The organism is Vibrio sp. 10N.261.51.A4 (assembly GCF_041471945.1).
Taxonomy (GTDB): domain Bacteria; phylum Pseudomonadota; class Gammaproteobacteria; order Enterobacterales; family Vibrionaceae; genus Vibrio; species Vibrio crassostreae_C.
The window spans coordinates 28,664-51,413 of sequence record NZ_JBFRPJ010000012.1 but is presented as its reverse complement, the minus strand read 5'-3'; the positions used below and the strand labels follow the sequence as shown (position 1 = coordinate 51,413).

The following is a 22,750-nucleotide window of genomic DNA, read 5'->3' as shown; positions in this document are numbered from 1 at the left end:
CATGTCGTCTGAACAAACAAATAATGACCCATGGTCTCAATCGGCTCCTCCAGCTCAACCTGCAAGTGATCCTTGGGGTCAATCCGCTGATACCTCACCGTCAGCGGATTGGTTAAGCAGCGAAACCGTTGAAACGACACCTTTTGATCCACTTGACCCTTTTGCAGAGGCTGTGCTGCCTGTTGACACTTGGGTTGAGTCTGGACTGAATTGGTTAGTTGAGCACGGACGCCCACTATTCCAGGCAATCCGTGTGCCTATCGATTTTATCCTAAGTTCATTTGAAACGGCGTTGGTGTCTACGCCAGCACCATTCATGTTGATCATCTTGTTTCTAGTGGCATGGCAGTTTTCAAACTTGAAGCTTGGCGTTGCAACGGCCGTATCTTTGACTTTCATTGGCTTGATTGGCGCTTGGTCTGAAGCAATGACCACATTGTCACTGGTCATGACATCCGTATTCTTCTGCCTATTGATTGGCTTACCCATGGGGATATGGCTCGCTCGAAGTAACACGGCGGCTAAATTCGTGCGCCCAATTTTGGATGCTATGCAAACCACACCAGCCTTCGTTTATTTAGTACCGATCGTCATGTTGTTTGGTATCGGTAACGTTCCGGGTGTCGTGGTGACCATCATATTCGCACTTCCTCCTGTTGTTCGTTTGACCATCTTGGGTATTCAGCAAGTTCCGGAAGAGTTGATCGAAGCGGGTCACTCATTCGGTGCAAGCAAAAAGCAGATGCTTTACCGAATTCAACTGCCACTTGCATTACCAACTATCATGGCGGGCGTGAACCAAACACTGATGTTGTCGTTATCGATGGTGGTTATCGCATCAATGATTGCGGTAGGTGGTTTAGGTCAAATGGTACTGAGAGGTATCGGCCGTTTGGATATGGGGTTGGCCGCTGTTGGTGGTCTCGGCATCGTTATCTTAGCCATATTATTAGACCGAATCACCCAAGTACTGGGTGTCAACGCTGGTAATACAAAATTACGCTGGTATCGCATGGGACCTGTTTCCCTTGTACTGAATGTACTTAATCGCGGTAACAAATCAGAACTTCAATTAAGGAAAAACACCAATGAATAATTCATGGAAGAGTAAACTTGCAGTAAGCATCGTTTCGACATTAGCGGTATCAACTAACGTGTGGGCTGCAAGCCTACCGGGTGAGGGCGTATCAGTTCAGCCTGTTCAATCGTCTGTAGCGGAAGAGACGTTCCAAACATTGATCGTTAACCGTGCTCTAGAAGAACTGGGTTATGACGTGAAATCAACTCAAGAAGTGGATTACAACGTAGGTTACACTTCAATTGCAAAGGGTGATGCAACGTTCCTAACAGTAGGTTGGTTCCCGCTTCATGCTGACAAATACACAATGGCTGGTGGTGATGAGAAATTCTACCGTGAAGGCCAATATGTAAGCGGCGCTGCTCAAGGTTACCTAATTGATAAGAAAACGGCTGAAAAGTACAACATCACTAACATTGGTCAATTAACCGATCCAAAAATCGCGAAGCTGTTTGATGCGGACGGTGATGGTAAAGCAGATCTAACAGGCTGTAACCCAGGTTGGGGTTGTGAGATGGTGATTGAACATCAACTTTCAGCGTTCAAACTGGACGATACGGTGACTCACAACCAAGGTAACTACGCTGCAATCATCGCAGACACGATTTCTCGTTACCAAAAGGGTGAATCAATCCTTTACTACACATGGACACCTTACTGGGTAAGTGGCGTACTGGTGCCTAACGAAGATGTGGTTTGGTTAGAAGTACCTTTCTCAGCACTTCCTGGCGAACGTTCGAACGTGGATACGACGTTATCTAACGGTAAAAACTACGGCTTCGAAATGAACTCAATGCGCATCATTGCGAACAAAGAGTTTGCTAAGAACAACCCATCAGCAGCGAAGCTTTTCGAAATCATCAAACTTAACATCAATGATGTAAGTGCTCAGAACATGATGATGAGTAAAGGTAAGAACAGCTCTGCGGATATCGAAGCGCACGTAAACGGTTGGATCAAAGCGAACCAAAGCACGTTCGATGGTTGGATTACAGAAGCGAAGAAAGCTGCACTGTAACTTAGACTTGGATTTGTTCTGTCTTACCAGACATTTTGATTTGAAATGATGAGCGTGTTGAGTGATTGTGTAGAGTCACTCAATCACCTTCAAATCAAGTGAAATGGCGACAAGAGTGAACATTAAAAAGCCAGCAGTCTATTTGGATTGCTGGCTTTTTGTTTTCTGTTTCTATTTTGAGTTTTGAGCTTCTAGCCTTTAATTACAGCTCTAGCGTTCACCTTGAACTTCGAAGTCATCGCTGACAAGACGAGCTTTACCATCTTCTTGTACTGCCCAGTGTTCACGGTGTACAACACCAAATGCTTTATTCATTGTCCAACTCGCGGTAAGAATGTAACCGCCTTCTGGGTGCTCTTCCCATTTCACGTCAGTGTAATCAACGTCTTTGAAACCTTGGTCTATGATACCTTGCCAGAATGCTTGAATCGCTTCACGACCTTCAAAAGTACCAAATGGACGCGCTTCCATTACACAGCTTTTAGTATATTGATCGGCACAACCTTTCGCATCTTGGTTGTTGAAAGCCTTTTGCCACGCGTTAATGCCTTGCTTACATGCTTCTAAAATTTGGTTGTCTAACATTGTCTTTCTCCATAACAGTCTTGTTTCGAGCACTGTCTTTTTTATTTGGTATTTCGATAAGTTGAATTGAGTTTAGTCTTGGAAATTGATTTTAAAAACAGAGATAATGGAAAATACTGTTTGTAAAAAGAGAACAATAAGATGAGTAAGCTAAAGCAGATGTCGATTTTCGCTCATATCGTAGATCAGGGTTCAGTCTCGGCTGCGGCTGAAAAGTTAGAGTTGTCTAAATCCGTCGTCAGTCAACATCTCAAAATTCTAGAACAAGAGTTAGGCGCCTCTCTCCTTAAACGCACAACACGAAGACAAACTTTGACAAGCATGGGTGAGCGCTTTTATTTGAGTTGCAAAGACATCAATGTGATCGCTGAATCGGCTTGGGATATGGCAAAAGCCGAGCTAGAAGAGCCACAAGGCCGGATTCGTATCACAGCTCCGAATGCCTTGATGGATTTATTGGTAGCGCCTGTTATTGCCGATCTGATGAAACAATATCCGAAGTTAAAGCCAGAACTGATAAGCGACGATCAGCATTTAGACTTCATGGAGCACGATATTGATCTCGCGGTACGAGTGGGTAGCTCGCGCGACAGTAATCTTAAGCAGAAGAGGTTAGGTGAGTTTAAAGATGTGTTATGTGGCGTTGAAAGCATGCGTGAACGTGAGCTTGAATCGATTCCTTACATTGCAAACTCTTGGCAGGGAAAGCAGGTGACTCATCATTTTAGTTCTCAAACTGAGCAGGACTTTGTCTACCAACAGCAAGCTAGTTGCGTCACCAATTCGTTCCACAGTTGCCTTGCACTGATTAAATCAGGTGTTGGTATCGGTGTGATTCCAGATTTCTGCATTCCTCAGTTATTTGGTGATGTTGTCGACGTGCTGCCAAGCTTTGAATTACCCACCAACACGGTTTATGCGCTAAATCCATTCGCTTCAAATACGCCTATCGCCATCAAGCTGTGTATCCATGCGTTGGAAGAAAAGCTTAAGCAGGATTTAGTATAAGCTTTCTATCGTTGGTAAAATCCGGTGCTTAACCATATTTACTAATAAAAGAAATAACATGTTTATTACTCAGTAATTCAATCTTGTCGATAGTCAGTACGCAATAGCGGTAGTTTTTGTTTTTGAAGGTGATGTTCGACTTTTCTTCTGTTGGTTCTGAAAACTTCCATATTTCAAATCCAAGGTTTTTCATCAGCTCCAATGCATTTGGGTTTTTGATCATCATAGAGAATTTCTTGATCTTAGTATTGCTTGCAAGAAGCTTCATATCGGAAATCAGGTTCGCAATAGATTGTTCGCGCTTCTCAGAGTGACCGCTAACCACAATGTAATTTAAGTTCTGGTTAGAATCTAAAGAGCAAGCTTGCTTAATATGTAGATGCTTATTTTGGTATTGCTCGAACACCTCTTCGTTGAAGAAAAAACCTAGGCTATGACTAACAATATCGCCATTAACATCGACCATTTTTCTGCCATGCGCCTTTTTTTCACTGCAATAGAGAAACAGATCTATGGTATCAAGGGCTGAAGGATCCATCTTTGTATATTGTGAAATCAGCTTTATTCTATCTATTACTGCTTTGTCATTCTGATCTGTCATTAGTGGCATGATCTGACAGTCGCAGCCTTCTTCTATTTCCCCTTTAGAGATAGACGATATTCGGCTTTGAAACGAAAAGAACCTCTCACGAAGGAAGTCTTCAAGTAATGCACTGTCTTCGTTATCTTCTGAATCAAAGGATTTCAACGTTGTATACAAGTCCAGACCAAGGCAGTCCAATAGCTTTAGGGCTTTGTAATTACTTGGTTTTACTTTGCTATTTTCCCATCGATTTATCGTTACGACATCTACAGAGCTGAATTCATCATCTAAGTGATTAATGTATGCCGCAAAATCCTTTTGCGTTAACTTCAATTTCTTGCGCGCTTCGCGCAGTAATTGCGGAAATTTCATCATGGTAGAATATTCATCTTTGATTAGTGACATTACGTTCCGATTAGTCAGATACTCTATTTTATCAATCGTTAATATACAGTAGCTATAATATTTATTTTTGAATGTAATATTACATTTTTTAGCAGAAGGTTCTGAAAATTTAAATACTTCAAACCCCACACTCTTCAAGAGTCTCATCATATTGGGGTCTTTTACTAAAACAGAATATTTTTTAATGTTTTTGTTCTGAGAAAGTAACTGTATATCTGAAACTATATGCTCAATAACATGATCTTTTGTCTCTGAGTGTGAGCTTATATTAAAATAATTTATGCTTTTGCTTGAATTTAAAGAGCAGGCCATTCTTAGATCTAGCTCTTGAGTTTTTAATGTTTCAAATTGATGGTCTTCAAAGAAAAAGCCTACGTTGTGACTCACAATGTCGCCATCAACATTGATCAGCTTGTGACCATGTGCTTTTTTCTCACAGTAGTAGAGATATAAATCAATTTGGTCCAGTGGCGAAATATCGACTTTTGTGAATTTAGAAAGTAGTTTGATTCTGTCGATAACGCCAGTGTCACACGGCTCTGACATTAAAGGCAGTGACTTAAAGTTGCGTTTGCCTTGTTGTTGATTCAGGCCTGATAGAGCTGAAATTCTACTTTGAAATGAGCCATAGGATTCGTTTAAAAACAGTTCGATTAACGTGTCTTTTTGTTCGGAATTAAAGCTCCTTATTGTCTCAAACAAATCTCCGCCAAGGTACTGTAATATCTTGAGTGCTTTGTATGTACTAGGCTTTACCTTGCTGTTTTCCCAACGATTTATCGTTACGACGTCAACCGCATTAAACTCGTCGTCCAGCTGATTTAAGTAGGTTGCAAACTCTGTTTGTGTAAATTGAAGTTCCTTTCTGAAGTTACGTAACAACTGTGAAAACTCACTCATTAAAACATTAACCTTCTGATAATTAACTCAATGTCTTGATTCTAATTTAGACATCAGATTCTCTATTTAACATCTTCAGTAATTTGTTTTTTACAGATGTTAATTGTTCGGATTATTTGAACTGTATGTTGCGCATGTCCCTAACAGGCTAAGTGCCAAATTAGTGACGTCAAATCTATGGCTTTTTGCCTAGACACTTATCAATCTACTGTGAAGTGCGCGTTAATGTTTAGATACAATCTTGCCTTTTTCTTATCCATTTTGTTGTTTCCATTTGCCTCCTATGCGGACACAACGGGTCTTGTTATGGATCTGTCTGTTGACAGTGCGTCTTATGACAACGACCAAGAGGTGGCTTATACGCTTGTTTTAACGAATGAGTCGGATAAAGCTATTGCTGAGTTGGACGTTAAGGATGAGCTGTTAAATATCTTAACGACAGATGACCAAGGGAATAATGTCAGCGCGTTCTCGCAAGTCTCGACTCAAGCGCAATCCTCCTTCCTGTCATCTCCAGGTGATTACAGTCGCTTCGGAAACTTAGATGCATCAGGTGTGCGTATTGCGGCTGGTGGGTCGGTGACCTACACCATGGTCGCCACCGTTTCTGCTGACGCAGCCGGTACGATTGATAACGTCGCAAGTGCGAGCACTGGACTATTGGATGCTGTTGAATCAAATACAGAATCCATTCAGCGTGGTGTGTACCAACATGATGTTGTTGTTTCAGTCGATAAGACGAACTATCAACTCAATAACAAACTCACCTACAAGATTAAGGTTTCGAACACTGGCGATACGTTTATTCAGACGATCGACGTTCAAGATGTCATTTCAGACATAAAGGCACTCAATATTGAAGGGGCTTTGCAACAAGCCTTTACTGACAACGTTAACTCAGTAAGCAAGGTTGAAGGCAGCAAAAGCGATCCAGGCACCTTCGCCGAATCAGGGGACTTATCAGTAAGTGCTGCGTCGATTGATATAGGTGGGTCAGTGACTTACGAAATTCAAGCGACCGTTGCCGACAATTTAGTCGGCGACATTGTTAATGACGGTATAACCGCTGAAACACGCGATGACTTGGTCACAGTTGATGAGGTTATCACTCCACCCACTGAGCCTAGTATCACCCTGACACATACCTTGAACCAATCGGATAACTACCTAGTCGACGATGAGTTTTCCTATACGGTCACGGTTGCTAATCAAGCAAACACTGGTATCGCGTACCATTATTCGGTTCAGCAGTTTCTTGCGGATCTTGAAACCGATCTAGGTAACGATGTCAGCAACGAAAAGAACGCAACTGACACGGTTGGTAACCCTTACGATTTTTGGACCAATGAAGTGACCTCGATCGGTTCTAATAGCCTTTCTGAACTCAATGCATCTGGAAAGGAGTCCAACAAGTCACTAGAAGACAAAGTGTCTATCTATCCCGGTGAGCAGATTGTTTATTCCGTTGTGGTGGACGTTAGCCCTGTGTCTATTGGTCAAATTCCCCAAGTTGCAGCCCGAGTGGTTGATGCTGATGGCCACGCAGATTCTGGCGATGCTTTGGCCAATATTCTCGATTCGAAAGACGTTCTGACGACGTCATCAAGTCAAATTACACGTAATAAGAACACCACAGATACGACTTATGTTCCGGGGATAGTCGGTGATAACGAAGTGGTCTATGACATTGTTATTTCTAACAAGGACACAGAGTTCTTCGCCAACGATATCGAAGTTGTCGATAAATTTGCTTGTATCGTGACAGAGCAAGCGGATGGCTCTAATGCTTCAGCATTTTCCGAGTGGAAGCTTGAAGTCGCTGATAGAAGTGGTGAAGGATCGAATTATGGTTCATTTAATTACAATACTTGGACAACAAACGACATCAATTTGAAAGTCGACCTCGCACCTGAGGGCTTCGTTCATTATAAGCTGACCGCAAAAGTGGCAGACACCAGTGTGGGGCAGATTGTTGATGATGGTACCGATGCCGGCTTGTGCTTAGGGGATAACTTAGGCGAGTCGGGTTCTGGCGTCCAAATGCCAAACTCGAAATTAAAGGTCCAAAAGGAAGTGGATTCTCGTTACTACTCAGCTGGCGGTACCCTGAACTACGACATCACGGTAGAGAATAACGGTGACGGCTATGCGATTGATATACCGGTTTATGATGATTTAGTCTCTGTCATGACTCAGTCTATTAATGATACACCGACTAAAGCGTATTTGAGCTGGATTATTACTGCGAAATCTTATGCCTCTGACGGCTCAATTTCGACAAACAGTGATCCCGGCTTTACTGATGACATAGAAGGTAATCAGAAGAATCAAAAGATCTTAGATGTGAAGGCAAAGCTAGCTCCACACGATAAGATCGTTTATAGCATTGCCGCGATCGTAAACCCCATTGCCGATGATGAAATCCGTAATGAAGTGACGGTTGACAGCGTACTTTATTCCGATAGAGGCTCATACCCACGAGATTACTACTTAGTATTGGATAAGCGTGTTGATGGTCATGACGAACAAAACGCGTATACCGACACCACCAATACTGTCACTTATACGATCAGCATTACCAACCCAGCAGGGAACGGTTTCGCCTCTAACATCAATGTTAAAGATGAAATCAGTACCATAGAAGCAGAGTTACTTCACGAGCCGGGTGAAACCAAGCCCGTGTTCTCTTCGTGGACGATCAGTGCAGAAAGAGAGGCAGACTCCCCGTGGGTGAAAGCCGTGACTGACCCTGGATCGTTCTCGGATAACAATGATCTGGATGCCACCGCTCAGATCCCGCCAGGTGCGACGATTACTTATACCATTGTTGGGACACTCGATCGCAGTGTCGACAGTGAGATTCTTTGGGGAGCATTCACCAATACCGCAACAGTGACGGGACCAGATACTAATCTATCGGATACGGTACGTACCTATCCTAGCGAGCCGAATCTTGTAGTCGCTAAGACCGCTCAAAATACCGACTTTGTTGTAGGTGAGCGCGCTACGTTCGATATTTATATCTATAACCGCGGTGTTGGCTATGCAAATGACGCAACGGTACAAGATAGTATTTCAGCGCTTAACTTCTTTAATAGTTGGACAATTGTAGGTTCGACCAACACAGATAAACCGGGTTCTCGTTACGGTGACATTGCTAACGACACTGACATCGATACCGACGTTGATATCACTCCCGGAGGGTGGGTTCACTATGAGGTGAGCGGCATTGTTAAGTCTGACTATGAAGAAGAACAAGTATCGAACCGTGTTGATGTTTACGATCCTATTACAGACCGTGACCACAGCTCTTCCGCTCAAATAGATAACTCACACAGTACCTATGACATCAATGTTTCATTAGCCAAAACGACCGATGTTGTCCGCTACACGCCGGGTGAAGATCTCACCTACACCATCGTTATTGGCAATAACAGCGACACTGATGAGACCGATCTTATCTTCATGGATCGCCTGAGTGAGATCACTACTACGCTAGCGAATGATAAAGATGGTGAAGTAGAAGATGTTCTTAATCAAAACCCGTTTGACTATTGGTCTGTTGATACTGGCTCTGGTTTCGGCCCTCAAACGACTGAAGATGTGGAGTTCCCAGTTTCAATTCCGGCCAAAGACTTTGTCACGGTGCGTATTAAGGCGCATGTCAAAGACAATGCGGTATCTAACGGTGTAGCGGACAGAGACGGCGGCATAATCCGCAACGAAGCCGTGCTGATTCATGATGATAATGCCGGTTGTACTGACGATTGTGAGTATGCCAAACGTGCCGTGGCTGAAAACCATCAGGTACATAATAACGGCGGCGTTGTTCGCACTACTAACATTAACCGCTACTCTCCGGGAGATGAGTTGACTTATACCATTAGGTACAACTCTCAAGATGGACATGGTTATCGAAACAACGTAGACGTTAACGAACTGATTAATGACATATCAGTGGAGCTACAAGATGGCAATTCAGGTAATCCATTTTTCGATGATTCGGTAGGTTCAAACAAGTTTACGGTGGCGGTTGCTAAGAGCGATCCTGCGAACGCGGGTACAACAGATGGTACCAAAGACGGTGATGTTGCGAACGACACTGACATCGTAACCTCGATTGATATCGATGCTGGCGAAGACGTGACTTACACAGTAACAGGTACCGTAAGACCGGATGCGGTCGGTGATATTCATTATCGAGATACCGTCGTGATTCCCGATGGCTACCATTTAGATTTTGATAAAACGACTGATGAAGCGGTGTACGAGCCCGCTCAAACCGTGACCTATCACTTAGTGATTGAGAATGACGGCAAAGGTAACGCTCACGATATTCCAATCGTCGATAACCTCGAAGATATTACGGTCAGCTTAGTGGATGGTAATACAGGACCAGCGTATTCAGATTGGACCATCACATCGATCGCAACTGGAACTGATTCTGAGTATGTGGATGCGGGCGCAGGTGCTGGCAATGTTTACACATCAACCAACAGTAACCTAAATGTTGAAGCCGATATTCCGATGGGCGCTAAGCTTGAGTACCAAGTTGTCGCGACCATCAATGACAAAGCCAATGGTGATGTTGTTAACGTTCTAACCGTTGATGGTGACACGATATCTCATGATATTCGTCAAGAAGCTCGAAAAGTTGATTTTGAAAAGAACATTCTGGCGTATTACGACACGGATGAAAACGAACTGGTTGGCGCAACTAACTACATGCCAGGTGGTTATGTTGAGTATGAAATTTTAATTGAGAACATTGCGAGCGCCCACGTTGATGATATGAGCTTGCGTGATGACATCGACCAAATTAACACTCAATACTTTGATGGAACGCGTGGCCCTGCCTTTGATAGCTGGACGATTGAAACATTCACTGATAGCTCAGGTATTTCCAACCCAGATGTTGATAACTCAATCCAAGACAATAAGCCGATTGATACTCACTTCGATATCTCGGCAGACAACTTTGGCCGAGCTGCATCGTCAGCGTTTGTCCGCTATGTCATAAAAGCCAAGATCAGTCCGAAAACGGTTGGTTCTTTTACCAACAAAGCTTTCATCGACGAAGACAATGGCAATGAGTTGATCGCGGTATCGCCACCATCAACGATGGCGGATCCTGAAGTCACGTTCTCTAAAAAAGCGTTTTATGATGCAGGCTTCTCTTCGCAAAAAACTGAATATTCTCAAGCTTCTGGTGAGAGTGAGGTTTATTACCGCGTTGAGATTAAGAATGCGGGTGATGGTATTGAATATGGTTCTCGCCTAGAAGATGCGATTTCGGAAATTCAAACTCGTATTGCAGAAGACAGCACCACCACAGGTGGTGATCCTGTTGGACAACCGTTCTTGGCTGGCTGGGAAGTTAGCCTAGATAAAACGGCTGCGACAGGCTCTATTACCGACGCGATTGACTTTGTACCGGGCAATAACATCGATATTGATAACGACATTGTTATCGCGCCTCAAGAAAGCCTAACGTTCACTATTCATGCTCAAATTCGTGAAGATGCATTGGGTGACATTCAAAATAAAGCGAATTATGACGGTAAGGTTCGTACTGCGACTCTAATGCCGCTTGAAAATAATACCAGTGTTGAAAAACGTGTGGTGTCGATCAACGGCAACCCGTTCAGTGATGGTGATACCTATCTTCCGGGTGACGAAGTTGAGTATGAATTTGTAGTCACAAACCCTGAGAACGGTTGGGCGAATGATATTCAGGTCAAAGACACAATCACAGACATTCAAGTCGAAGTGATTGGCGGTAAAACGGAATCCGCTTTTGTTTCTGGCGATATGACCCATGAAGTCAGCAATGGTATTGATGCCAATATTGATACTTATGTACCAAGCTACAACACCAGTGGCAACCTTGACATTGAAACCGATATTGCCGCGGGAGAAGGGCTGACCTTTAACTTAACCGGTGTCGTTCGTGACGACGCTTTGGGCACGATTGATGCGAACCAAGTGACCGCAGGAAGTGGCTCTGCAACGTCGCAAGTGATCCCCCCTAAAGATGCCGAGCTCGATTACTTCAAAACCTTGGTGTATACCGATGGTGAATCGGCAGGGTGTTCTGTTCCTTCAAACGATGGCAGCGGTTGTACTTACGCACCACGTGGTGATGTTGAGTATCAAGTTACGTTAGATAACACAGGCGATAGCATCGCAAATGATGTGAGCGTTATTGATGCGATTCACACCATCAAAACCGAAGATGGTGATGATGCGTTCTCTAGCTGGACAACGGCTATTGCGGTTGAACCTGCAGGCACTTATGACGTGCAAGGTAACTACAACGGTAGCGTCCCATTGAATGCAACTGTCGATCTTCGTCCTGGCGAGCGTATTGTGTTTGATGTGAAAGGCACCGTGTCGACTTCAGCGACAGGCACTATTACCAACACGGCGCAAGTGAACGGTGATAACACCAACGACATCGTACTTGATCCGGGTCGCTCGAATATCCTAATTGATAAATGGACGGATACGCCTGAGTACGTGCCGGGAGGAACAGTGAATTACTACATCGACATCACCAATGACGATGTGGATTCTGGCCTGTTTTCTATTCGAGACATCATCAGCGGCTTTGAAGTCGAGACTGTCGATGGCTCAATGAAAACGGCACTGACAGAATGGACGGTTGATTACGATGTGCTTTATAACTCGGCGCCGTCAAACCCTGACGCTAATGACTTCTCTGAGCTTGATAAGCTAGTTGGTCAAAACAGTCCAGACATCGATTTACCTGTTGAATCGATCAAGATGGCTGGGCGAGACGATGCCGGGACGGGTGGTGGTGATAAGTACACAGCTGTCCGTATTCACGTTCAAGGCAAGGTTCGTGATGATGCGATTGGGCGCTTTACCAATACGGCTTATCTACGACATGGTTTGGACGATTCGAAGATCGCTCGCTTACGAGAAGGCTTTATCACTCCGAAGTCGGGTCAATTGGTTCTAACCAAAGAAACGACGCCAATTGCAGAACCTGATGCTAAGTATCAACCGGGTCAACCTATCTCATACAAGATCACCGTGGCTAACACAGGTGAAGGTTACCTTGTCGATCAAGTCCTGACGGATCGCATCGATACCATCATGACAGAGGTGGCTAACAGCCCAGATCAAGAGCAAGCGTTGACAGGTAATTGGATCATTAGCGACGAACAGCTTGATGGCAGTGGCGATCCAGCCCTGAACGCTCGCAAAGATGTGGTTAATAACGCACAGGGTTATAGTGCGACTTACAGCATTCACCCGGGTGACAGTTATTCATTTGTCGTGACCAACACTGTTAACGATAAGGCCAAAGGCGAGATCACTAACGTCGTTAAAGTTGATAGCGACGACGGTGAGCACTCTGCAGACGCGACCTACATTCCAGAAGATGCGCAAGTTGAGATCACTAAAGATGTCGATAAAGCAGAGTACCTTCCGGGAGAAACACTTCAGTACACCGTGACCGTTAAGAATAACGGCTTAGGTTGGGCTGAAGATGTTGCTATTGAAGATGCGCTGAAGTCGGTTGAAACCACGATTACAGGTGGTACGACTGAACAAGCTTTTGACCCTGCTTCAATCCAAATATCGGCGGTATCGACAACCGGTGAAACCCCAGTACCGGATGCAACCCGTGGTGAAGACCTTCATGAGACGCTCGATATTGCGCCTCAAGACAGTATTGTTTTCACTATTCAAGTTGCGACTAATCCGTTGGCGACAGGCGATATTACTAACATCGCATCAGCGACCTTTGACGGCACAACATTTGATGACAGTGCTACCAGTACACCAGTGTTGGCGACGGTTTCGGTCAAGAAGACGGTTGATACGCCATCGTATGAAGTAACCAAGCTGATTAACTACGACATCACCGTAACCAACAGCTCTGATGCGTTTGCATCTGGTGTTCAACTTCAAGACATCATCAGTGACATTCAAGTCGACACGACCGCGGATAAACAAGAGTCGGCATTCCTACTATGGGAAGTGAGCTTTGACGCCTCGGATGATCGCTCTGTTGTCACTCCCAAGACGTTCGACTTGAGTGAAGATATCGATGTGAGTATGGATGTGGCGCCACAAAGTACCGTGACATTCCATGTTAAGGCGTTGATTCGTACGACGGCGATTGGCGATATCAGTAACACGGCAACCATCACTTATAACGGAACACCACAAGACTCAACGGTAGTCATGACACCGAAAGACTCTGAGTTTGTTGCGACGAAAACTAACGTACAAACCGAGTATGAGCCGGGTGGTGAGCTGGAATTCTTGATTACCATTGAAAACACCTCTAACAACTACATCAGCGATTTAAGTGTTGTCGATGACATGAGCACGATAGAGGTGGGCTATTACGATGGTACCACTGGGCCTGCTTTTGTTGCTGGAACCACTTCTTTGGTTGTTGAGTCAACCACGGTAGGAACGACGACGGAGCAAATTAGCCCGATTGAGTACAGTGTGGATATTGCACCGCACGGCACAGTTGTGTTCCGCTCAAAAGGCACCGTAGTCGATACCGCGACCGGACACATCATTAATACTGCGCAAGTAGATGGCGGCGATGTTATCAGTCCTCCAGTTCAAACAGTTGCGGCTGTGGTTCAAGCTGAGCTGTTTACCGATGCCCCGTATTACGTGCCGGGAGAGCAGGTTGAGTATCACTTAGTGGTGCAAAACATAGGCCGAGGTATAGCCAAAGATGTCGCGCTTTACACCCAGTTCTCTGAATCCATGGGTGATCATATTGATGGTAATTTTAGTAATGCGTTTGATGAATGGACACTAACGGCAACATCAGAAGGGGCTGAAACTCAACCTGGCACCTTTGATGACGACAAAGACCTGTTCACCTTGGTCGACATATCGCCGGGCGGCAAGATTGATTACACGTTCACATTGACGGTCAACGAAGACATGCTGACTAATATCGATGTGCTTGGATACTACCTCGACTTAACTGGTAGCCCAGCGATGCGCGCTCGTTCTAAAGGCATGTTGGCATCAGAAACCTCGATGCAGGCAGTGGCAGATCAAGTATCTGCTTTGGATTTGCCGCCAGTGGGTGCTGATCTGGTTGTTGAAAAACGTTCTGATAAGCCTGAATACACCGAAGATGACGACAGTGTCACTTATTACTTAGCCGTGACCAACAACGGTCAAGGTAACGCGGCTAATGTTCGTCTAACCGATGAGATCAGTGGACTACAAAACAGCACAGGTAATAAAGTCTTTATCGATTGGACAATTGAAGGTGTGGAAGTCGACGACTCGGGCGCGGTTATTCAGCGTCATTCTTTCCCGTCGAATAAAGACTTAGACACTACCGTTAACCTGAAATCCAACAAACGAAATGCTTACGCGTTTGAGGTCGTGGGTACGCTAGGTAAGGGCTTGGATGACGACATTACCAATACCTTTACGGCGACCGAATCTGACGGTACCGAAACCAGCGACAGTGTAACTACTCATATCAAGAAGATTCCTGATAATTCTGGAGAGTTGGAGCTGACCAAGTCTGCGTTGCAAGATACCGCGCAAGTGGGTGATGCGGTTGAGTACGAGATCATCGTTGAGAACAACAATGAATCTTACTTTAAGAACGTGACTGTGGAAGACCGTTACCCAGGTGGTCTGAAATACATCGTGGATACATCAGAAGTTGTGCTAAGCGGCATTGATGGTGAGTTCGGTACGGAAGACGATCAGGTTATCTCTCAAGATCCATCAGATACGGGCAAGTTAATGTTCACATCGTTGAACTTTGATCCGGGCGAGAAGCTGCGTATTCGTTACTTATTGCGTGTCTCGGTAGGTGCCACTTTTGGTGATTACATCAACACCGCAGTAGCGAAGGTTGATGGCTCGGCTGTTTCTAATGAAGACATCGCCAAAGTGACCATTGAGCCGGACAAGGTGTTCGATACCTCATCGATCATCGGTAAAGTTTTTGAAGATCATAACAAAGATGGATTCCAAGCTGATGCAACCGCGTTTGATGTTGAGCTAACTGCGAACTTAGCAACACAAGGCTACATCGCTGATTCGACGCACATCATTCGTGATGGTCAAGACGTTGCTATTCAAGATGGTGCGATAACCACTGCACTTGAACAAGGTTTGGAGCTTGGTGACCTTTGGGGACATTCAGTGAACCGAACACTGCCAGAAACCAGCAAAGTGGTGATTCAATTTAAAACTCGCACACAGCAAAGCTTTGATTTCTACGTCACAACCGATGCGGGCTCTCGTATCGAGTTCGACGCACAAGGTCAGATTCAGTTTAAGCATGAATCGGACAAGAAAAAGGGACTGAGCGCGGAAAACCTCAACGTAACCAGAAACCTGTATCGCGATGGCGAGGATTACCTGTGGGAAATCGTTATCGAGAACAAAGGTATTTACGAAGATGGTATTCCGGGCGTTAAGTTGATGACGGTTGAGGGAATCGTTATTTACACAGACCAGTACGGTCGTTACCACGTGCCCGACCAATGGGTACTCAATAAGAAAGGTAAGAACTTCCTCGTGAAGTTGGACACTGATTCGCTCTCCACCTCCATGGAAGTGGTGAGCGAAAACCCAAAAGTGTTGCGAATTACCCCGAACAAGCTCACCAAGTTCAACTTTAGCGTTCATCGCAAAGACCAACAAAGTGAACAGAAGTAAGCCATTGGAACCGTAACTGGAAATTGTATGAAAGTATTTAGTAAGTCTCGTTTAGCGACGTGTGTGTTAACGGCCATTCCTGTGATGGCGGTAGCGAAAGACACAGGTAAGCTTGAAAAACTCGGTTCTGAGACGACTGGCATTGAAATCACCAAGCCGAACCAAGACCAAGACAGCTCGCGTATTTACTTAGAGCAAGGCGCTATTTGGGCAAGCCGTGACATCACTCGCTTTGACCCAGTATTAGATGTCAGTGTCAGCGATGAATTAGAAGTCGAACAAGGCACACTGCGTGACAGCGTCGGTTTCACCATTACCACCAACTACGGTTACTACATCAAAAAGTACCAGTTGGAAGTGTACCGAGTGGGTGACTTTGGTCTGTCTGAGCCAATCGCTGTGCTTGAAGGCGATAAACTGGCGAACGACTCTGACATCAATTGGGATGGTCAAACTGATGTTGATTATCAGTTTGAGGTCGGTGAGCAGCTGATGTTCCGCCTAAAAGCGTGGGACAAAGATGGCAACATGGATGTGACCACCGTTGGTGTGACTGACTTAGTTAAGCCGGACTCTGAAGTCGATATCGACCGAAACGATAACGACGATGAACAGAGCAAAGGTAAAAGTTACGGACAGGCAAAGCTGATGCGTCACAACATCCCGACCAATGCGGGTTTAGCGAAGTTCATCGGCACCGGTTTGAAAGGCGTTGATAAAGTCATCATCGGTGAAGATGAATTTGATGTCGAAGATGGCAACTTATACGCAGAGCAGTACTTACCAACAGATTCCTACATTTTCCCAACCAAGGTTGTGTTTGATAACGGTGATGAACGTCGTTACAAGCTTTACGTTCGTATTCCAGATACGTACTACGCACAAACTGGCTTGGCTGATCTTTATGTTGGTAAGAATAATGTGTCTGGTAATAGCGATGCATTAAGTGTCGATGACCAGTACCAAGATGACATCTACAACCAAGGTCGTTTAGCGTACTTTGGTCAGGGTAAATTTGGCGACAAACTTCGTGTAACGACTCACTTTGATACGCGAGAAAGTGAAATCAAAGACATGTTCAAACATCCGTTCGCCTCCGACGATTCGGATGTGTTCGATATCTTTGAAGACGACGATGAGCTTTATTACGGCAACTATGGCGATAGCTCAAATATCGAAAAAGTGGTCAACACCAAGGGCAAGGTTTACCTCAATGTTGAATACGATAAGTCTCAATACTTGTGGGGTAACTACAACACGGGTTTAACAGGCACCGAAAACAACGATTACAACCGCAGCCTCTATGGTTTCAAAGCTGATTATCGTACTCGCGATACTACACAATACGGTGAAGATCGTTTGAACGTGGTCGGTTTTACCGCAGAAGCTGATTCCTTGTATGCACACGATGAGTTCTTGGGTACAGGCGGTTCTCTGTACTTCCTTCGTCATGGTGAAGCGGTACCGGGAAGTGACAAAGTTTACGTAAAAGTAAAAGATGAATCTGGCCTAGTGCAGAATGAAATTCCACTTGAGCCGGGCGTCGACTATGACTTTGACCCGTACCAAGGTCGAATTATTTTGACCAAGCCACTCGACAACATCCTATCCGACAGCTTTGGCAGCGTGATTGAAAACGGCGATGATTACGAAAACTTTCTGGTTGTCGATTATGAGTATGTTCCACAAGGTTCAGATTCATTAGACGCGATGTCTTACGGTGGTCGTGCTAAAGGTTGGATCAACGATTACGTTGGTGTTGGCGTGACGTATGCAACTCAAGAAAAGGACAACCAAGACTACGAGTCTTACGGTACGGACTTAACGTTGCGTGCAACAGAAGGTACCTACATTAAGGCTGAGTTTGCACACAGTGAAGGTACTCAAACTGAGTCGAATTTTGTCTCTGTTGATGGCGGCTTAACCTTTACGCCAATTGGCGACACATTGGAAGACCGCGAGGGCGACAGTGTCCAAATCACAGCTGTCACCAGCCTTTATGATCTTGCTCCAACCATTTTTGGTGCTGTTGGTAATGACCTGAAACTTTGGTATCGAGACAAAGACGCGGGATACAGCTACGCAAGCAGCAGCGATGATTTAGAGCAAGAGGCATACGGTGCTGAACTTCGTTTGCAAGCTACCGATCGCTTGGCGGTTCTCTCTCGCTTCTCGACCAATGAAGAGCGCGATGTCGATGGTAATCTAGAAACAGATACTGAAACGATTGAGATTGAGACTCAAGTCAAAATCACCGAGCACATCAAAGTTTCGGCGGCAGGGCAACAAACTGAAGAGCTTAACCAAAACGACGAACACAGCGATGCGACCTTGGCGGGTGTGCGTTTGGAATACATGTGGGATAGCGACAATAGCGTCTACTTTAAAGGCCAAACCACAGTCTCTCAATCGGATGACTACGACGAGAACGATAGCGCATCGATTGGTGCTGAATTCCAAGTATTGGAAGACTTGTCGTTGGGTGGTGAATACACCGACGGCGACCGTGGCCAAGTTGCCGAAGCGACCGTGACTTACGATGTGTCTGATGACCACTCTACATACGTAACTTATGTAGATGATAACTACGAAGGCCAAAACAACGTGATTGTTGGTCAGCGTGCAGACCTCACCAGCAGTGTCGATTTTTACCAAGAGAACCAGTTTGTTGATGAAAATGATGGTCATGGCCGTATCGACTCGTACGGCTTTGGCTACGATGTGACGGAAGATGTCGAGATGGGGATCGGTTATCAGCTTGGGGAAATTGAAGATGACCAGAGCATCACCACAGAGCGTGAGTCCATCAGCTTCAATGCTTCAATTGACCTAGATGACATCACCCTAAGCCACAAATTTGAATATCGAGTGGATAAGAGTGAAGACGACCCTGACATCGCTCAGCGAGAGTTGCAACAAATCGTGACGACCAACCGTTACACGCATCACTTAACGGAAGAGTACACATTGTTCGGCAAGTACAACTACTCCATCACCGAAAGTGAAACAACGGGCGAAACCATGGCGCAATTCACTGAAGCCACTGGCGGCCTCGCGTATCGTCCGATCTACAACGATCGACTCAACTTACTGAGCCGCTACACCTACATTGCAGATTTCGATCAACTGGATCGCGATGTGGATTATCAAGATGAAACCAGCCAGATCATTGAAGTTGAAGCGATCTATTCAATCGACCAACACTGGGACGTCGGTACTAAGTACGCCCATAAAGACAAACAGCAAGCTTTTGAACGAGCGTCTGGTTCGAATGAGTTGGTCAAAAGCGATATCGACCTATACGGATTAAGTGCTTCTTACCGCGTGATGAAAGAGTGGGATGTGACGGGTGAATACCACTGGAAAACAGACACTCTCAACGATGAGCTAGAACACGGTGCATTAGTTTCGGTGAACAAGCACATCGGCGAGAACTTCAAAATGGGGATTGGTTATAACTTCTCTGCGTTTGATAGTGACTTAACCAATGATGATGACTACGACGCATCTGGTGTGTTCATTAACTTAGTCGGTAAGATCTAAGCCTGCCCAAGTGGGTCGAAAGTTAAGAGTTGAGAATTCAAAGTGACAGTTAAGAGTAAGATGAAAACAATTATTTTCCTAATAAGCGCAGTGATGAGTACTTTGCTGCTTTCCGGCTGTGCAACCGACACCTATGTGAGTCAGGAGAACCGAGACAAGTTTGCTGGCATCGATGTGTCTAAGTTTTTAATAAGCGAGTGTTTGGCGCCAGAGCGTGAGGTGCACATCGCCATCGCAGAGCATTTTGCGTTTGATAAATATCAATTACGCGACCTCGACAAGATCAACTTAGATACCTTTGTTAAAGAGATCAGAGGCTTAAAAGGGCGCATCACGATTGTCGGCCATACTGATTTCAAGGGTTCTCTCGAATATAATGAGCGCCTTTCACAGCGACGCGCTAAATCGGTCGCAGATTATTTGAAAGGGCAACTAGACCCAACGCAATATGACTGGGAAGTAAAACACCTTGGTGAGACTCAACCCCTTCTGCTTGGTAAGACAGATAAAGACCTAGCGGAGAACCGCCGTGCATTTATCGTGTTTGAAGAAGCTCAGAAGTACGAAGAGATGCCTTTCTGTGAGCCACCAAAACCAGAACGTAAAGTTTATATGGCAATGACGCCACACTTCGATTTCGACAAATCAGTGCTTAAGCAAGAAGATCTAACTCAGTTAGATGACTTCACAACTAAGTTGAGTGGCCTGCAAGGTAGCATAATGGTGGCAGGGCACACCGACCAAGCGGGTTCACTTTCTTACAATGAAAAGCTAGCAGAGCGCCGCGCAGAAACGGTGGTTGAATACCTCAAAACCAAACTCGACCCTAAGCAGTTCATCTGGGAAGTGAAGTCATTTGGTAAGTTGCAGCCTGCGATTAATGAACGCTCTGAAAAAGCCGATGCATTAAACCGCCGCGCGTTCATTGTGTTCAAAGAATCTGATATTACCGCCGAACAGCAGGCTCTTGCCGGCAGTGAAAAAGAGGCGGTGAGCAGCGAGAGCGAGTAGAGTTCACCGAAGAATAACGAATAGTTGCCTTTACAATAAAACGCAAAAAGCCCCATACGTTGGGGCTTTTTGTTGCTTGCTCTACGGATTAAGTTGGGTCGAAGAGCTATTCTGATGGCAAATTTTGTTTCAATTCCAGAAGCATTCGGTAGGCACTTTCTCCTGACATCTCATACGGGTTGAACTGGTCTGATGTTGAAAACTGTAAATTAACCAGTTCAGTTAGGCTAGATTGTGGAATGTCACCCATAGACCAATCACCAAACTGCCTACAATCGATTTCTTTGAAATATAAAATCATGACGTTTTTGTGTCGCGTGTCATTCAAGATATGATTGTAAGTATGGTTCACTGTGGTTCTCGAACCTTCAATACATTGCAGGAAATACTTATCATTGTGGCTTAGAAGGCCTGTTAAATGGCTTTGCTTATTGCGGTCGTGTGAAATCTGAAGAATGTCGTTCAAAGCCTGAGAATCGCAACTTTCACAGAGCGTACTGACATAAATTAACCGAGTTAGGAACATAGGCATCATTTCGATTTTTTTTTCAAAGGATATTAATAAATATAAGCCAAGATCATGGAATTGCGAGTTATTGATTTAATTGTCACTCGGTGGCTTTTGGAAGAGAAGAGGGTGGGGATGAAGTAGAAAAGGGCAGGTTGCAAGATACGCTAAAATGACTCGAATGTTGGCCATTCAATTATTTTAGCGACCTGCTTGTGAGCTCGTTAGTTGTTTAGAGTTGAAATCGATTCAACGTTAGAAGAGGAATCAAATCGAACGTTGACCAACACATTTTCACGTTCGAAAGTCACATCATCAAAGTCAGTCGTTGCGATCTTAAATCCATTTCTTGCGAATAAACTCGTCACCGTTGTTCGTTGTTTCTGTTCCATACCGCATGTCAGTAGTTCGTTCATCGTGATCTTCATTAGGTAACCGTGTGCATAGTGTAAGCGTACAGACTCTACATTATGAGATCAATTGCTTAATCGATAAGCTATATTGATATGTTCAATTGAGTGATTCAGGTATTTAACAGCCGGATGGATGGTGGGCAAGGGAGTTATGCGACCTATGACAAGTGGAGCGTTATGTGACCACTGTTCAGCATTCCTTGAACACGAAGTTTGTCGCAAAAATCGCGTTGAAATAAGTGGTTACAAAGCAGGAGGAATTATGCCCGCCGTTTGGTATGTTTGGTCGGTTATTGGAAATATTATCGGCCTATATCTCACTTAACTAAAGTACATCGATTTACGATGAGTAGACTCCTCAATAAGCCTTCTTTTTATTTGAATTTTATATGCTAAGTGGTGTTGTTATAATTGGTATTAATTGCATAGGCTTGATTTTAATATTGGTTTGATTTATAAAACAAGCATTCGTTCATTAACTTCATGATTATATTAGTTTTTACTAACCTTTAAATAACATGGAGAAAGGCGATGAATAAGAACCAAACACGCAACAGGTTAGCGAATTTAGTGCGACTTCGTAGGTCATACAAAGCATCAGACTTTCTGGTGGGTTCTGATGAACTCCGAGTTAAAAAAGATGTGTATAGCTTACGTAAAATCAAACAGTTAGAAATTCGTCAATTGGGTCTTAAAGAAAACGCAATCAATATCGTTTCGTTGGCTTTAGTCCTCTCGGCGGCGACTTGGGCATTTGTTCCTCAGTTCGGTTTACCAATGCTTGCACTGACCTTTATTTTGGCGTTTGTTACATGGCGACGATATGAGTTGCGTGCAGAGTTTAAAGGGGCCGATGAAACTGGCGACCATTGGGTTTCCGTGGCGCGCGGTTGTACTCGAGAAGAGTTCAAAGTATTGAAAAACGTTGAATTGGCTTTACGCGATCAGCTGTCTTAGTGGCTAGATCTGTTAAGGTTAAGGTCTTATAAGCGTTAAG

The 22,750-nt window shown here is 44.6% G+C and carries 11 protein-coding genes; 7 read left to right on the top strand and 4 right to left on the bottom strand.

The annotated features are described in order from the left end of the window. Window position 1: 1 nt before the first annotated feature. Entirely contained in the window at window positions 2–1,096 is a 1,095-nt protein-coding gene (gene proW / locus AB4384_RS03855; RefSeq protein ID WP_102333175.1) for a glycine betaine/L-proline ABC transporter permease ProW, read from the top strand. Then, window positions 1,089–2,096 (top strand): glycine betaine/L-proline ABC transporter substrate-binding protein ProX, encoded by a 1,008-nt coding sequence (gene proX / locus AB4384_RS03850; protein ID WP_017065372.1) that lies wholly within the window; start codon window positions 1,089–1,091, stop codon window positions 2,094–2,096. The genes proW and proX overlap by 8 nt, the downstream gene beginning before the upstream one ends. A gap of 210 nt (window positions 2,097–2,306) precedes the next feature. On the opposite strand, the gene AB4384_RS03845 is transcribed toward proX, so the two are convergent. Beyond that, window positions 2,307–2,681 carry a nuclear transport factor 2 family protein gene (locus tag AB4384_RS03845; RefSeq protein ID WP_372128924.1) on the bottom strand — a complete coding sequence of 125 codons (375 nt, stop codon included), beginning with the start codon at window positions 2,679–2,681 and terminating at the stop codon, window positions 2,307–2,309. A gap of 141 nt (window positions 2,682–2,822) precedes the next feature. On the opposite strand from AB4384_RS03845, the gene AB4384_RS03840 reads away from it, so the two are divergent. Beyond that, a complete protein-coding gene (locus AB4384_RS03840) occupies window positions 2,823–3,689 on the top strand; it encodes a LysR family transcriptional regulator (RefSeq protein WP_372128922.1) in 867 nt (288 codons plus the stop codon). Between the two features lie 28 nt (window positions 3,690–3,717). Here the strand turns inward: AB4384_RS03840 and AB4384_RS03835 are convergent, their stop codons facing one another. Beyond that, entirely contained in the window at window positions 3,718–5,577 is a 1,860-nt protein-coding gene (locus tag AB4384_RS03835) for a helix-turn-helix domain-containing protein (protein WP_372128920.1), read from the bottom strand. 306 nt (window positions 5,578–5,883) lie between these two features. Between AB4384_RS03835 and AB4384_RS03830 the strand changes: the two genes are divergently transcribed. The 3 genes from AB4384_RS03830 to AB4384_RS03820 are packed head-to-tail and all read left to right on the top strand — an operon-like array spanning window position 5,884 to window position 20,832. Then, window positions 5,884–16,278 carry a hypothetical protein gene (locus tag AB4384_RS03830; protein WP_372128965.1) on the top strand — a complete coding sequence of 3,465 codons (10,395 nt, stop codon included), beginning with the start codon at window positions 5,884–5,886 and terminating at the stop codon, window positions 16,276–16,278. A gap of 27 nt (window positions 16,279–16,305) precedes the next feature. After that, on the top strand, window positions 16,306–19,821 hold the full coding sequence (locus tag AB4384_RS03825; protein WP_372128917.1) for a hypothetical protein: 3,516 nt from the start codon (window positions 16,306–16,308) through the stop codon (window positions 19,819–19,821). 60 nt (window positions 19,822–19,881) lie between these two features. Next, window positions 19,882–20,832 (top strand): OmpA family protein, encoded by a 951-nt coding sequence (locus tag AB4384_RS03820; protein ID WP_372128915.1) that lies wholly within the window; start codon window positions 19,882–19,884, stop codon window positions 20,830–20,832. Between the two features lie 106 nt (window positions 20,833–20,938). Here AB4384_RS03820 and AB4384_RS03815 read toward each other — a convergent pair whose 3' ends face one another. Both AB4384_RS03815 and AB4384_RS03810 read right to left on the bottom strand, forming a co-directional pair. After that, the gene (locus tag AB4384_RS03815; RefSeq protein WP_372128963.1) at window positions 20,939–21,358 is read right to left on the bottom strand and encodes a BLUF domain-containing protein; all 420 of its coding nucleotides are present in this window, start codon (window positions 21,356–21,358) and stop codon (window positions 20,939–20,941) included. A gap of 206 nt (window positions 21,359–21,564) precedes the next feature. Beyond that, window positions 21,565–21,756 carry a hypothetical protein gene (locus AB4384_RS03810; protein WP_017065380.1) on the bottom strand — a complete coding sequence of 64 codons (192 nt, stop codon included), beginning with the start codon at window positions 21,754–21,756 and terminating at the stop codon, window positions 21,565–21,567. A gap of 528 nt (window positions 21,757–22,284) precedes the next feature. Here AB4384_RS03810 and AB4384_RS03805 point away from each other — a divergent pair. Then, on the top strand, window positions 22,285–22,710 hold the full coding sequence (locus tag AB4384_RS03805; RefSeq protein WP_017065381.1) for a hypothetical protein: 426 nt from the start codon (window positions 22,285–22,287) through the stop codon (window positions 22,708–22,710). Window positions 22,711–22,750 lie beyond the last annotated feature (40 nt).

Bases quoted from the DNA above. Each gene is read 5' to 3' on its own strand.
- proX (WP_017065372.1), top strand. From the start codon at position 1,089: ATGAATAATTCATGGAAGAGTAAACTTGCAGTAAGCATCGTTTCGACA.
- AB4384_RS03805 (WP_017065381.1), top strand. From the start codon at position 22,285: ATGAATAAGAACCAAACACGCAACAGGTTAGCGAATTTAGTGCGACTT.
- AB4384_RS03820 (WP_372128915.1), top strand. From the start codon at position 19,882: ATGAAAACAATTATTTTCCTAATAAGCGCAGTGATGAGTACTTTGCTG.
- proW (WP_102333175.1), top strand. From the start codon at position 2: ATGTCGTCTGAACAAACAAATAATGACCCATGGTCTCAATCGGCTCCT.
- AB4384_RS03835 (WP_372128920.1), bottom strand. From the start codon at position 5,577: ATGAGTGAGTTTTCACAGTTGTTACGTAACTTCAGAAAGGAACTTCAA.
- AB4384_RS03840 (WP_372128922.1), top strand. From the start codon at position 2,823: ATGAGTAAGCTAAAGCAGATGTCGATTTTCGCTCATATCGTAGATCAG.
- AB4384_RS03845 (WP_372128924.1), bottom strand. From the start codon at position 2,681: ATGTTAGACAACCAAATTTTAGAAGCATGTAAGCAAGGCATTAACGCG.
- AB4384_RS03830 (WP_372128965.1), top strand. From the start codon at position 5,884: ATGGATCTGTCTGTTGACAGTGCGTCTTATGACAACGACCAAGAGGTG.
- AB4384_RS03825 (WP_372128917.1), top strand. From the start codon at position 16,306: ATGAAAGTATTTAGTAAGTCTCGTTTAGCGACGTGTGTGTTAACGGCC.
- AB4384_RS03815 (WP_372128963.1), bottom strand. From the start codon at position 21,358: ATGTTCCTAACTCGGTTAATTTATGTCAGTACGCTCTGTGAAAGTTGC.
- AB4384_RS03810 (WP_017065380.1), bottom strand. From the start codon at position 21,756: ATGAACGAACTACTGACATGCGGTATGGAACAGAAACAACGAACAACG.